The organism is Croceibacter sp., from assembly GCF_002716225.1.
Classification (GTDB): Bacteria; Bacteroidota; Bacteroidia; order Flavobacteriales; family Flavobacteriaceae; genus Croceibacter; species Croceibacter atlanticus.
The window spans coordinates 142,211-155,741 of the sequence record NZ_PAZX01000013.1; the positions used below are offsets into that span (position 1 = coordinate 142,211).

15 protein-coding genes are annotated in these 13,531 nt (G+C 32.8%); 14 read left to right on the top strand and 1 reads right to left on the bottom strand.

Going from position 1 to position 13,531, the window contains the following annotated elements; translation table 11 throughout:
* Positions 1 to 205: 205 nt before the first annotated feature.
* On the top strand, positions 206 to 2,230 hold the full coding sequence (locus tag CL818_RS10455; protein ID WP_502692249.1) for a hybrid sensor histidine kinase/response regulator: 2,025 nt from the start codon (positions 206 to 208) through the stop codon (positions 2,228 to 2,230).
* Here CL818_RS10455 and lpxK read toward each other — a convergent pair.
* Positions 2,202 to 3,206: a tetraacyldisaccharide 4'-kinase gene (gene lpxK, locus CL818_RS10460; RefSeq protein WP_286972962.1), complete on the bottom strand. Its 1,005-nt coding sequence runs from the start codon at positions 3,204 to 3,206 to the stop codon at positions 2,202 to 2,204. The genes CL818_RS10455 and lpxK overlap by 29 nt on opposite strands.
* Before the next feature lie 43 nt (positions 3,207 to 3,249).
* On the opposite strand from lpxK, the gene CL818_RS10465 reads away from it, so the two are divergent.
* The 13 genes from CL818_RS10465 to CL818_RS10525 all read left to right on the top strand — a co-directional run bounded on the left by CL818_RS10465 (position 3,250) and on the right by CL818_RS10525 (position 13,468).
* Positions 3,250 to 4,344: a Nif3-like dinuclear metal center hexameric protein gene (locus CL818_RS10465; protein ID WP_286973218.1), complete on the top strand. Its 1,095-nt coding sequence runs from the start codon at positions 3,250 to 3,252 to the stop codon at positions 4,342 to 4,344.
* A gap of 2 nt (positions 4,345 to 4,346) precedes the next feature.
* Complete coding sequence (locus tag CL818_RS10470; RefSeq protein WP_286972964.1) at positions 4,347 to 5,132, top strand: zinc ribbon domain-containing protein; 786 nt, start codon at positions 4,347 to 4,349, stop codon at positions 5,130 to 5,132.
* Between the two features lie 155 nt (positions 5,133 to 5,287).
* A complete protein-coding gene (locus CL818_RS10475) occupies positions 5,288 to 5,842 on the top strand; it encodes a hypothetical protein (protein ID WP_272973663.1) in 555 nt (184 codons plus the stop codon).
* A 13-nt stretch (positions 5,843 to 5,855) separates the two neighbouring features.
* Positions 5,856 to 6,515, top strand: coding sequence for a peptide-methionine (S)-S-oxide reductase MsrA (gene msrA / locus CL818_RS10480; RefSeq protein WP_286972966.1), 660 nt, complete (start codon positions 5,856 to 5,858; stop codon positions 6,513 to 6,515).
* Between the two features lie 162 nt (positions 6,516 to 6,677).
* On the top strand, positions 6,678 to 6,920 hold the full coding sequence (locus CL818_RS10485) for a hypothetical protein (RefSeq protein WP_013187309.1): 243 nt from the start codon (positions 6,678 to 6,680) through the stop codon (positions 6,918 to 6,920).
* Positions 6,921 to 6,993: 73 nt separating this feature from the next.
* Positions 6,994 to 7,629, top strand: coding sequence for a flavin reductase family protein (locus tag CL818_RS10490; protein WP_013187308.1), 636 nt, complete (start codon positions 6,994 to 6,996; stop codon positions 7,627 to 7,629).
* Between the two features lies 1 nt (position 7,630).
* Entirely contained in the window at positions 7,631 to 7,765 is a 135-nt protein-coding gene (locus tag CL818_RS10495; protein ID WP_013187307.1) for a DUF2256 domain-containing protein, read from the top strand.
* 2 nt (positions 7,766 to 7,767) lie between these two features.
* Positions 7,768 to 9,069 carry a DASH family cryptochrome gene (locus CL818_RS10500; protein WP_272973660.1) on the top strand — a complete coding sequence of 434 codons (1,302 nt, stop codon included), beginning with the start codon at positions 7,768 to 7,770 and terminating at the stop codon, positions 9,067 to 9,069.
* Between the two features lie 9 nt (positions 9,070 to 9,078).
* Positions 9,079 to 10,614: a cryptochrome/photolyase family protein gene (locus CL818_RS10505; RefSeq protein ID WP_272973659.1), complete on the top strand. Its 1,536-nt coding sequence runs from the start codon at positions 9,079 to 9,081 to the stop codon at positions 10,612 to 10,614.
* 84 nt (positions 10,615 to 10,698) lie between these two features.
* The gene (locus tag CL818_RS10510; RefSeq protein WP_013187304.1) at positions 10,699 to 10,857 is read left to right on the top strand and encodes a lmo0937 family membrane protein; all 159 of its coding nucleotides are present in this window, start codon (positions 10,699 to 10,701) and stop codon (positions 10,855 to 10,857) included.
* A gap of 33 nt (positions 10,858 to 10,890) precedes the next feature.
* The gene (locus CL818_RS10515) at positions 10,891 to 11,034 is read left to right on the top strand and encodes a hypothetical protein (protein WP_013187303.1); all 144 of its coding nucleotides are present in this window, start codon (positions 10,891 to 10,893) and stop codon (positions 11,032 to 11,034) included.
* 126 nt (positions 11,035 to 11,160) lie between these two features.
* Positions 11,161 to 11,532: a BlaI/MecI/CopY family transcriptional regulator gene (locus CL818_RS10520; protein ID WP_041241157.1), complete on the top strand. Its 372-nt coding sequence runs from the start codon at positions 11,161 to 11,163 to the stop codon at positions 11,530 to 11,532.
* 1 nt (position 11,533) lies between these two features.
* On the top strand, positions 11,534 to 13,468 hold the full coding sequence (locus tag CL818_RS10525; RefSeq protein WP_286972971.1) for a M56 family metallopeptidase: 1,935 nt from the start codon (positions 11,534 to 11,536) through the stop codon (positions 13,466 to 13,468).
* Positions 13,469 to 13,531 lie beyond the last annotated feature (63 nt).

Here is a 13,531-nt window from a genome sequence, read left to right on the forward strand (position 1 = left end):
AACTAATGAGGAGACTATCAAGATTAAGATAAATACATTGGTGAATAGGTCTAAAAACCAAAGTGTACAAGAAGCTCAAAACAACCTTCAAGAAGCGCTATACCTTTCCAAAGGACTTAATGACAGTTTTCTCATAGCCAATACTAGTGTAGCTGTAGCCAAACTATATAGCATCCAAAAAGATTATGCTGCTGCAGAGGTTAATATGCTTAGAGCAATACAGGAGTACAGAGATCTTAAAAACAAAGAGTATTTAGGTATAGCTTACAGAGAGTATGCACANNTTTTTATCTTACAAGGAAAGTATAGCAGAGCAAAAGATTATCTGGATCTTGCCGAGAGTATTTTCGAAGAAGAANAACTCCCTTTAAACAAAGCNTATGTCCTTAAAGAAAAAGGAAGAATTGCCTATGAAGAAGGTGATTATATNACTGCAATAGAGGTTATAAATCTGGCTATTGAAGATTTAAGTGATTCTCCAGACAANTACCCTTANGCACACGCNCTTTACCTTATAGGGAAATCTCATTTTGCTAATTTTAATTATGAATTTGCAGAGAAAAACGTACAACGTAGTTTTGAGATTTCAAAGCGTTACAANTNCAAGAATTTACAAGCAGATACAGCGTTGCTCCTTAGTCAAGTTTCCTCGCAGTTAAATGACGATAAAAAAGCTGTAAGATACCTTACCATAAGTAATGAAATTAATAAGGAACTAAGCCTAAGCTCCAAAAACATAAGTTTAGATGAGGAAGCCCTAAGAAAATTAGAAGAAAAAGATGAAGTAATTACCAACCTTTCTGAGGTTAACTTACAGCAAGAAAAAGACATAAAACTAAATACACTAATTACCTTATTAAGTATNGCNTTNATTACAATTCTCTCNTTACTAACACTTTCACTTTACAAGAATAATAAAATACGAGATAAGGCNAACGTNTTACTTTTAAAACAAAGAGACGAACTAAAGGAAGCCAAAGAGAAAGCTGAGAAAGCAACACGTGCAAAAGCACAATTCTTATCTACCATTACGCATGAGCTTAGAACGCCACTGTATGCGGTTACAGGATTAACAAATTTATTGTTGGGCGAAAACCCTACAAAAGAGCAAAAGCAACACTTAAATTCGCTTAAATTTTCAGGAGATTATTTGCTTTCTTTAATCAATAACATACTGGACTTAAACAAATTAGAAGCTAANAAAGCTGGCTTACGCGTCGATAAATTTAATCTTAAGAAAAGAATCTTAGAAGTAATTACAGCATTAAACTACTCTGCCAATAAGAGNAATGTAAATGTTCATTTTGAGTTTGATGATCANATTCCTAACCTTTTAAATGGCGACTCAATCAAGCTGTCTCAAGTACTTATAAACCTTATAGGTAATGCTATTAAATTTACCAAGAATGGTGATATNTGGGTTCGCGTTATCAAGAATTCTGAGTCCTCAGAGGCAACTAATTTAAGAATTGAAATAGAAGATAATGGTTTAGGTATTTCAAAAGAACAACAAGAATTAATCTTTGAGAACTTCTCTCAAGGCTCATTGGATATTAATAGAGAGTTTGGAGGAACAGGACTTGGCCTGTCTATCACAAAACAAATTCTCAAGCTTATGGGAAGCAGCATAAANCTAGAAAGTGAAATTGGTAAAGGCTCTAAATTTTATTTTGATATTNTTTTTGAAATTCCTGAAATACAAGAAGGTACGCCAGAAATTATCCCTTTAGAAGATATTAAAAAACTTACCATGCCAAGCGATGGACAAGAAAATCTTAAAAATTCTGAAGCAATTTCTGCCAGCAAGACCATNGAAGATAGCCCAACTAAAATTGAGTCTTTAAGACTAGATAACAGACATATTCTTGTTGTTGAAGATAATAAGATTAACCAAATGATCACACGNAAAATCCTCGAGAAAAATGGTGCTACTTGTGTGGTTGCAGATAATGGAGAAAAAGCAGTTGCTGTTTGTAACGAACTGGANTTCGATTTGGTTTTAATGGACATACATATGCCTGGAATTGGCGGTATTGAAGCCACAAAACAAATTCGTGAATTTAACTCTACTCTTCCAATAATTGCACTTACCGCAGTTACTCTTGAAGATGATGGCAAGGCGTTTTATGATAATGGATTTTCTGCTATAATCCCTAAGCCATTTAAACAAGAAGAGTTTTTTGAAACTATNAAACTNGCNCTTAACGCTGNAGATAAGCCGCTAACTTAGCATTAAAATGCTCTTNATTANAAAATTTAGTTTCTATAGGCAGATAAAATAAATCTGAAGCTTCTAAATCCTTNGATAATCTCACATAATCCTTTTCTGTAGTAAGAATTAATCCTTTTTGCTTCAAACTTTCAATATCTGTACTACTAAAATTGTGATGGTCTGGAAAGTTGATATGATTAAATTTTAAACCGTTAGCTTCTAAGAAATTTACTAATGGTGATGGATTTGCAATTCCTGTTACCAAAGTAAATGTATCTGCATTTAAGGCTTTTAAATAGCGCTCTTCGACAGCATTATATATTTTATCACTATATGCAATAAAAGAAAAGTAAACTGGCTGGTCTTTGCGCACCTGCAACCTATTGGCAAGTGTTGTTCTTTCTGTTACAGATAAATNTTCAGGACATTTGGTTACCACTATACAATCTGCTCTACACGCACCACTTTTAGGTTCTCTTAAATTACCTGTAGGCAGCATAATATCATCTATAAAAAGATCATTATAAGACGTAAGCATAATATTAAAACCTGCTTTTACATACCGATGCTGAAAAGCATCATCTAGTAAAATTAAGTTTGGAGCATCCTTCAGTTTTAAGAGTTCGGTAATACCATTTACTCTTTTTTCATCTACTGCTACCTTAATAGTTTTGTATTTTCGTTTAAATTGTAGTGGTTCATCTCCTACATTTTCTGCNGTATCTGTAACCAAAACTTCTTTAAAGCCACTAGTTTTTCGTTTATAACCTCTACTTAAAGTAGCAACGTTGTAATGGTCCTTAAATAACCTTATGAGATACTCAATCATTGGTGTNTTTCCTGTGCCGCCAACATTAAGATTTCCTACGCAAATTACAGGTATGCTAAATGATTGCGATTTTAAAATGCCCCAATCAAAACACTTATTTCTAATCCAAACAACACCGCCATAAAGCAAAGCAAAAGGATAAAGTAGGTTTCGTAACAGTTTCATAGACTACGAAAGTATAATTTTTATATTTGTGAAAAGGAATTTCATGACTGTAAAAGACGTCATCTCTCATTTAGAAGAGTTAGCACCATTAGCAACCGCAGAAGATTTTGATAACGTAGGACTTCTTGTGGGCCAAAAACAAACAAAAGTTACNGGTGTACTTGTAACTTTAGATACTCTAGAAGCTGTAGTAGATGAGGCAATTAAAAATAAATGCAATCTTATAGTAAGCTTTCACCCTATTATTTTTAAGGGTTTAAAAAGCTTAACCGGCAAAAACTATGTAGAGCGCACTGTTTTAAAAGCTATTAAAAACGATATTGCTATTTACGCCATACATACAGCTTTAGACAATAGCTTTAATGGTGTAAATGCTATGATGTGTGAAAAATTAGGATTAATAAACAGACAAATNTTAATCCCACAGACAAGCAGCATTAAAAAATTAGTTACCTATGTGCCTATTTNCTCTGCAGATACTGTAAGAATGGCATTGTTTAATGCAGGTGCTGGCAGCATAGGAAACTATGATAATTGTAGTTTTAATGTTGAAGGTGTTGGAACATTTAACGGCAATGAAGANAGCAATCCTGTTGTTGGCACTAAAGGAAACACGCATAGTGAAAAAGAAATTCAAATAAATGTCACTTATAATAAGCACGTACAACACGCAATATTACAAGCTTTATTTAGCTCACATCCTTATGAAGAAGTTGCTTATGAAATAACAACTTTAGAGAACCAAAATCAAAACTTAGGAATGGGTATGGTTGGAGAGTTTAAAGATNCNATTACAGAAGATGAATTTTTAAAGACTCTAAAAAGCACNTTTAATTGTGGTGTTGTAAGANATTCCAGCANCATTGGAACACCAATTAAGAAAGTTGCNGTTTTAGGTGGTAGCGGTGCATTTGCAATAGGTGCNGCTAAGAGCAAACAAGCAGATGCATATGTNACTGCAGACNTAAAGTATCACGACTTTTACCANGCAGAAGACAGCATACTTTTGGCAGATATAGGACATTATGAGAGTGAACAGTTTACAAAAGAGCTATTACATTCCTATATCACAAAAAAATTCACTAATTTTGCAACCGTTTTATCAAAGACAAATACCAATCCTATCAAGTATTTATAACTATGGCAAAGAAAACCGAAGTCACTGTAGAAGAGAAGTTGAGAGCACTTTACGATTTGCAGTTAATTGATTCTCGCATAGACGAGATTCGCAGTGTACGTGGAGAGCTTCCATTGGAAGTTGAAGATCTAGAAGATGAAGTCGCTGGACTTAACAAGAGATTAGAAAAGATGACTTCAGATTTGGAGTCTATCGATTTTGAAATCAAAGAGAAGAAAAATAAGATTGAAGAATCTAACTCTTCTATAAAGAAATACTCTGAGCAGCAAAAAAACGTACGTAATAACCGTGAGTTTAATGCATTGAGCAAAGAAGTTGAATTTCAAGAATTAGAAATTGAACTTGCTGAAAAGCACATTAGAGAGTACAAGGCTCAAATAGAGCAAAAGAATGAANTTATAAACCAAACCAAAGAACGTTTGGCAGAGCGTGAATCTCACCTTACTCANAAGAAAAATGAGTTAGATGATATCCTNAAGGAAACTGAAAAGGAAGAGGTTGCTCTAATTAAGAAATCTGAAGAGTACGAGAAAAATATCGAAGACCGTTTAGTAAAAGCTTACAAGCGTATTCGTGAAAATGTAAAAAATGGATTAGCTGTAGTACCTATCGAACGTGGTGCTTCTGGAGGTTCTTTCTTTACAATACCACCACAAGTGCAAATGGAAATTGCAGGTCGTAAGAAAATCATTACAGATGAGCATTCTGGACGTATCTTAGTAGACGAGCAATTGGCTAATGAGCAAAAAGAAAAAATGCACGAATTATTTGATGGTATCTCTGCATAAAACACTTTTTTAAAATTATAAAAAAACGCTTTACATTTCTGTAAAGCGTTTTTTTTATGCAATTACTTCAACGTCTCATATATTAAAGATTAACACCGCTTTCACAACACTTCATTAGCTGTATACTATCTTTAGGTATAATAAACTACAAAATCATGAAAACTATAATAGCCATATTAAGCATACTTTTAATAGTATCCTGCAAGTCGAATACAGAAAAAGAAAACGCAGAAATTAATGCAATGCCAAATGAAAGTACATCTATAACCAGTGAATCTGAAACTGGTGCACAAGGCTCAGAAACATCTGGCAATACTTCAGAAACTACAAGTACTGCTTCAGAAGTAAATGGTGGCACCTATATTAATCTTGAAAATAAAGATGCAGAAATAGGCTGCAATACATTAACCTTAAGTTTTAATGCAACTACGCCACTTTGTATAGATAAAGAAGGTATTACAATTAACGTACGGTATAAAAATGAAAATGGAACAACTAATATGTATTATGACAGCTTAGAAAGTAACACCTCAGACAAAAAGGTGCCATTTAATACTTTTGATACTACGGTACCAATTGCCGTATTAACACAGACATCTAACAATACTTTAACGTTAGATTGGAAAGGTTTTAGTGTAAATGGCGACTTAGCTGTTGACTATGCTATTCTTGGAAAGAAAAACCTTGAAGGTAAGTTTGTAAAACAATAACCTTTATTTATCTATGAAATTTATAACCCTAATACTTGCGTTAAGTTTATCAACGTGTGGAGGACAAACAACAGAACCTTCAGAAGCACAACAAAAAGTAATTAATGCAGATCCTGATACAGTACCAACTAATAATGGCTTAGAGCATGCCTATTTTGCTAGCGGTTGTTTTTGGTGTGTAGAAGCCATTTATGAAAGTGTTAAAGGTGTAGAAGATGTTATCTCTGGATACAGTGGTGGCCATACATCTAACCCAACATACGAAGCTAGTAATACAGGACGTACTGGTCATGCAGAAGCTGTGGAAGTAATATACGATCCTAGCATTGTAAGCTTTTCAACATTAGTCGATGTGTATTTTGGATCTCAAAATGTTACTCAAGTAAACGGACAAGGACCAGATAATGGATCCCAATATAGAAGTATCCTATTTTATCAGAACACTGAAGAAAAGAGAATTTTAGAAGAGAAAAAAGCTGAAGTTGCCGAAACAGTAAGCAAACCAGTAGCTGCAGAAATATATCCTTTTCAAAAATTTTGGGTAGCTGAAAATTACCATCAAAATTATGAGAGACTACATCCAGAACATCCTTATATACAAAATGTATCTAAACCAAGATATCAACGATTTAAGGCTAAATTTCCTGAGCTAATTAAAGAGAATGCTCACTAAGACATTTAATATTTATATCAACAGCCAATCTTTATTAGATTGGCTTTTTTTATATAAAAACTTTAAAAAAAACCTAATTTGAAGCTAAAATGAGTTAAATATTACAGTTTTGCCTCTATTTCTGTTTAAATTGAAGAGAATTAAAAATACAATACAGAACTCATGGAACAAGCAAAATATGATGAAATGCAGGGAATGCTTAATAAACTTGAAGATATTAAGAATAGCCAAGAGAGCATTATAGATAAGATAAATCATGTAATTACAGATTTATTTCAAAATCCAGATAAGGATCTTGAGAAGTCTATGGAAAGTGCACATCAAAAAGCATCAGATAATGTAGATGCTATTAAAGAAGCTATTGAAGCCTATGAAATGAAATTTAATAAGCTTCAAATGCAATAATTTTGTTTAATTTATATTAAATATTATTAAACAATTTATATATTGAGTCAAATTAACTTTTGACTCTTTTTTTATGCCCAATTTTAAATTAAATGAGCTTTTAGAGCTAGACAAAATATATAGAGCTAACCTTATAAACAGCTGTACAGGATTTAAATCTGCCAATCTTATTTCAACAAAGTCTAAAGATGGTATTGAGAATGTTGCTGTTTTTAGTTCGGTTACACATTTAAGTAGTAATCCACCTCTACTTGGTTTTATTTTAAGACCCACAACTGTAGAGCGCAACACGTATGACAATCTTGAAAAAACTGGATACTTTACAGTTAACCATATACACCAATCTATTGTTAAAGATGCACATCATACTTCTGCTAAATATGATGGAGATATTTCAGAATATTCTAAAACAAATCTTGTTTCAGAATACAAGGATAATTTTTGGGCACCCTTTGTAAAAGACTGTCCAATACAAATTGCCTGTAAATTTATTAATGAATATGATATTAAGGAGAATGGTTGCAAGCATATTATAGGTGCAATTGAACATATTTATATTGGCGACCAAATACTAAGTAAAGATGGTTGGCTTAATTTGGAAGCTGCGCAAACTGTGACTGTAAATGGTTTGGATGCCTATGCCAGTCCTAAGATTATTGATCGTTTAAGCTTTTCGAGACCTAATGAAACTGTGACTTCTATTTTATAGTATGGCTCACAAAAAATCTAACCTACCTTATAAAACTTGTCCAGTTTGCAAATTAGATTTTGTGTGGAGAAAAAAATGGGAGAAAAATTGGGAATCTGTAATTTACTGTAGTGAGAAGTGCAGGAAAAACAAATAAAAATGAAACATCTAATTTGGTTTCGGAATAACTTAAGAGTGAATGATAATGCAGTATTGAACCACGCGGTTGCTAATAACAACCCAGTTATTGCAGTATATTGTTTTGACCCTAGTCATTTTACAACTACATCATTCGGATTTAAAAAAACAGGACCATATAGAGCACGGTTTTTAATTGAAACCCTAAAAGATCTAAAAGAGACACTAAAAGAAAAAAATATAACACTAGTTGTTTCTTTAACTAAACCAGAACATTGTATTTCCACACTTGTAAAGAATCATAATATAAGTGCAGTTTATTATCAAAAGGAGTGGACGCAAGAAGAACAAGAAGTAGAACACTTAGTAAAAGAAAGTATTAAGACTTCTGAAGTAACACTTCACTCCTATTATGATCAGTTCTTATTTCATCCTAAAGACATTCCGTTTTCCTCTATTAATGAGATTCCTAAGATTTATACAGCATTTAGAAAAGCTTGCGAAAAGAAAGCTGTTGTAAGACCACTTGTTAACTTAGAAATAAATTTACCAAAAACAAACCTTCTTAATGAAGACTACGCAATTCCAAAGTTAAAAGATTTAGGCCTAAGTGAGTTTACAGTGCATCCCAATACTGCATTTCCATATAAAGGTGGTGAAACTGCAGGACTAAAGCGTATAAACGAATATCATTGGGACACCAACCATATAGCATTCTATAAAGAAACACGTAATGGTATGATTGGTTCAGAATACAGCTCAAAATATTCTGCTTGGCTAGCTAACGGCAGTATTTCTGCAAGGCAAATTTATTGGGATATTAAAGACTATGAAAAGAAAGTCATAAAAAATCAAAGTACCTATTGGATGATTTTCGAGCTTATTTGGAGAGACTATTTTATGTATATCTCTTTAAAGTATGGCAATTCAATTTTTAAGTTGAATGGTATACTATCAAAAGATTATAATTGGAACAAGTCAAAATCTGCCTTAAAACAATGGATAAATGGGACTACTCCATACGATTTTGTAAATGCCAATATGATAGAGCTAAAGGAAACTGGCTGGATGAGTAATAGAGGTAGGCAAAATGTAGCCAGCTATTGGGCTAAAGAATTACAACAAGATTGGCGTATTGGCGCAAGTTATTTTGAGAGTCTTCTAATAGATTATGATGTACATAGTAATTATGGAAACTGGATGTACAATGCAGGTGTTGGAAATGACCCAAGAGACCGAAAGTTTAACATACAACTACAAGCCAAGCGCTACGACCCTAATAGGGAATATAGGAAACTTTGGTTAAATGATGAATTGTTTTAAAACTTAAAAATGAAAACAATACGATTAATATTAGGTGATCAACTTAACTATGAACACTCTTGGTTTACCATTGTAGATGCTAATGTTACTTATGTGATGTTTGAAATGACGCAAGAAACCAATTATGTGAAACATCATATTCAGAAAATTGTAGGGTTCTTTCTAAGTATGCGAGCATTTTCTAATTTTTTAAAGTCTAAAGGTCATAATGTTATTTATTATACATTGGATGACCCAAAAAATACTCAGAGTCTAACAGAAAATCTTCAACAACTTATAAATAAGGAAGAGTTTGAAAATTTAGAATACCTCTTACCAGATGAATATAGGTTAGACAAGCAATTAAAAACCTTTTGCGAATCGCTTAGCATACAATGGGCAGTTAAAGACACAGAGCATTTTTATACTACAAGAAACGAGTTGCAGTCATTTTACAAAGGCAAGAAACAGATTGTGATGGAGTATTTTTATAGAGATATGCGTAAGAAGCATAGCATACTTATGCAAGATTCTAAAAATCCTGAAGGCGGCAGTTGGAATTTTGACAAGAAAAACCGAAAAGCCTGGAAAGGATCACCAGCAATTCCTAAAGCCAAAACTTTTAGTAAAGACGCATCAGCACTTATTAATTTACTTGATAGCTTTAACATAGATTATTTTGGAGCTATAGACTCCAAAAGCTTTAATTGGCCTACAAATAGACAAGAATCTTTAAAAGTGCTAGTATACTTTTGTGAGAATCTATTAATACATTTTGGAGACTATCAAGACGCTATGCATCCTAATGAAATTTATTTATTTCATAGCAGGTTAAGCTTTGCACTAAATACTAAGATGCTTAGCCCTAAAGAAGTTATAAATACAGTTTTGGATTACTATTATGAACATAAAGAGCAAATAGATATAAGCCAAGTAGAAGGTTTTGTTAGACAAATATTAGGTTGGCGCGAGTTTATGAGAGGTATATACTGGAAAGAAATGCCAGGATATGAAAATAAAAACAGCTTAGAGAACACTAACGCATTACCAGAATTTTATTGGACAGGTAATACTAAAATGTCATGCTTAAAGCATAGTATAAAGCAAAGTTTAGATCACGCTTACGCACACCATATACAACGGTTAATGATCACTGGCAATTATGCCTTATTAACCCAAACGCATCCAGATGACGTAGATAATTGGTATTTGGGAGTTTATATTGATGCAATACAATGGGTAGAAATTACCAATACAAGAGGTATGTCTCAATTTGCAGATGGTGGTATCATAGCAACAAAACCATATGTTAGTAGCGGTAATTATATAAATAAAATGAGCCAATATTGTAAAGGATGTGCTTATAAGGTTTCTAAAACAGTTACAGAAGACGCTTGCCCTTTTAATAGCTTATACTGGAATTTCTTAGATGATAAAAGGCCCTTTTTTGAGAACAATAATAGGATGGCTATGATGTTATCACTCTTAGATAAAAAAAGTAAAAAAGACCTTTTAGAAATAAAAGAAAGAGCACAAAATATTATGAAACATCCTGAAAACTACTAAAGTCTAGTTAAACAAATCTTAATTGAAATTTTTGTTTAAGATTTATAATTATCTTTAAGACAGTACTAACTAATACATATTATTATGAAAGATTTAATTTGGCTTATTATCGTAATCCTTTTAGTAGGATGGTTAATAGGTTATTTCGGATTTGGAGACGTTGTTGGTAACCTAATACACATTTTATTAGTGTTGGCTGTAATCGCTATCCTTTATAGGTTAGCAACAGGAAGACGACTTTAATAACTAATACTAATCAATTTTAAATATTTAATTATGAAAATGAATTTCAGAAAAATAGGACTAGGTCTATTTATGTTAGGATTAATGGCATCAGGTTTTACTAGCTGTCGTGAAGAGAAATCTTTAGGAGATGAAGTAGAAGATGTTGCAGATGATGTAGAAGATGCGGTAGATTAATCTTACCTTATATACCTTGAAAAAGCCAGTTGTTTTATACAGCTGGCTTTTTTTATTGTAATATTTTTTATCTCTACGTTTGTAGAATTAAATATTTATTCTACATTTGTAGAGCAAACAAGAATTATGACACCATTATCAAAAGCAGAAGAAGAGGTTATGCAGATCCTTTGGAAAAAGGAAAAAGCCATTATGATGGATATTTTAGAAGCGTACCCAGAACCTAAACCAGCAAACACAACTATTGCTACACTATTAAAACGTATACAAGATAAAGGGTTTGTAAGCTATACGCAGGTTGGCAGATCTCGTGAGTATTTTCCTTTAGTAAAGAAAAACGCTTATTTCTCGAAACAAATGAATGGGATGATAAAGAAGTTCTTTAATAACTCTGCTTCTCAATTTGCTTCATTTTTCACCGAAGAAGCCAACATGAGCAAAGAAGAGTTAGAAGATTTAAAAAAGCTTATAGACAATCAAATAAAAAACAAAGACTAATATGGGACTCTATATTTTAAAATCTGTGTTATGCCTATCTGTTTGCTTATGCTTTTACCATTTGGTTTTAGAGCAAGAAAAAGCTCATAAAACAAAGCGGTATTTTTTATTGGCTAGCTTAGTGTTATCATTTCTTGTACCGCTAATCACATTTACATCTTATGAGTATGTTGAGCCAATCTCAGATCCTACCACACTTTTAACATTGGCAGATGGCGAGGATGCTGCAGTTAATAAAGCTAACACCTCTTTAAATATTATTCTTGGTATTTACTGTTTAGGCGTAGCTGTTTATCTTATCAGATTCTTAATCAATTTAAATAAAATAAGGGTAAGTATTTTACAACATAACACTGTGAAGAATAATATATATACAGCAGTGCTAGTACTTAAGAGAATTGTACCACACAGTTTCTTTAATTACATTTTTATTAATAAAGATGCCTATACTACTAATGCAATACCTGCCGAGGTTTTTCAACATGAAGAGGCACACATAAAACAAAAACATTCTTTAGATCTCCTTTTTATAGAAGTGCTTCAGATTATATTTTGGTTTAACCCACTACTCTATTTCACTAAAAAAGCAATAAAGCTAAATCACGAATTTTTAGCAGATGAAGCTGTTGTAAATCAACATAAAAACATTGAAACCTATCAACATTTACTCGTCAATTTTTCAAGCAACCCTCATCAGGTAGCATTGTCGAGCTCATTTAATTATTCATTAACCAAAAAACGTATCCTTATGTTATCAAAATCATCATCCAAACTAAAATGGCTTAGACTATTTGCTATTTTACCCTTATTAGCTGGACTACTGTTTAGTTTCAGCTCAAGAGAAACAATTTACAAAACGATGCTTGTGCCAACAGAAAATGTAGCCTCTAACGCAACAAAAGTCATTACAAAGAACCTGTCTCAGGAGAAACAGATTGTTTTAAGTGTAAATGAAAACACTATTAAAATTAATAACAAAGTAGTTGCTCTAGAAAACGTTACAGACGAGATAAATAAAATTACTAAAGGTTGGAGCAAGCAAGAATTAATTGATCCTAATATAAAGGTGAGCTTTAACAACGTGCCTAAAAATGGTATTGCAAACATTGAACTTGCATTTAAAGCTTCGCGTCTTGGTAAGGCAAACCCAAAGAAGAGTTTCATTTTACCGCCACCGCCACCGCCGCCAGCACCACCTAAGCAAGCAACTAAAGAACTTGTACCACCACCGCCACCGCCACCATTAAGCCCAACACAAACTTCTGGTCAGGTAGAAATTAATGGCAAGGAGCACTATTTTGTAAAAGATGGTGAAAGCATAAGATATTTTAATCGTTTTGCGGGTGAAGTAGATAAAGAAGGAACACCTCTAGATCCTGAAATGACTGAAGAACGTATAAAAGCCTTAGAAAAATTACACGAGGAACGCCAAAAGCTTTCTAAAGAGGAAAAGCACTTAAAAAAGTCTGAAAAAAGGTTGAAAAAATTTGAGGCTAAGGTTGAAGATCACGAGAAGAAAAGAGCAGAATTACTAAAAGAAAAGTCTGAAAAACAACGTGAAGCTTATGAAAAAGCTATGGTAAAAAGAGCTGAAGCTATAGAAAAACGTAGTAAAAAACTTGAAGAGCGTAAAGAATATATAACTAAGCGTTACAAAGACAATAAGGTTGTAGAGGTTTATGATGTCTCAGAAACCGATGAGATGCCACCTATACCACCTTTACCTCCTACACCACCAACTCCAACACCATCAGAGATTATTAAAAACATGTCTAAAGCTGGTGCTACGTTTTACTTAGAAGAAAAGGAAATTACACCTAAAGAAGCATTAGAGATTGTAGCAAAAGACAAAGACATAAATTTGCTTGCTAACCCTAATGCTAAACATGGTAAGTATGTAAAACTTTCAAAAGCACCTATTTCTATTAGTAATTAATAGAATATTTTTAAAAGCAAACTAAAAAGGTTGTAAGAAGTATTGGGATATTTCGACAACCTT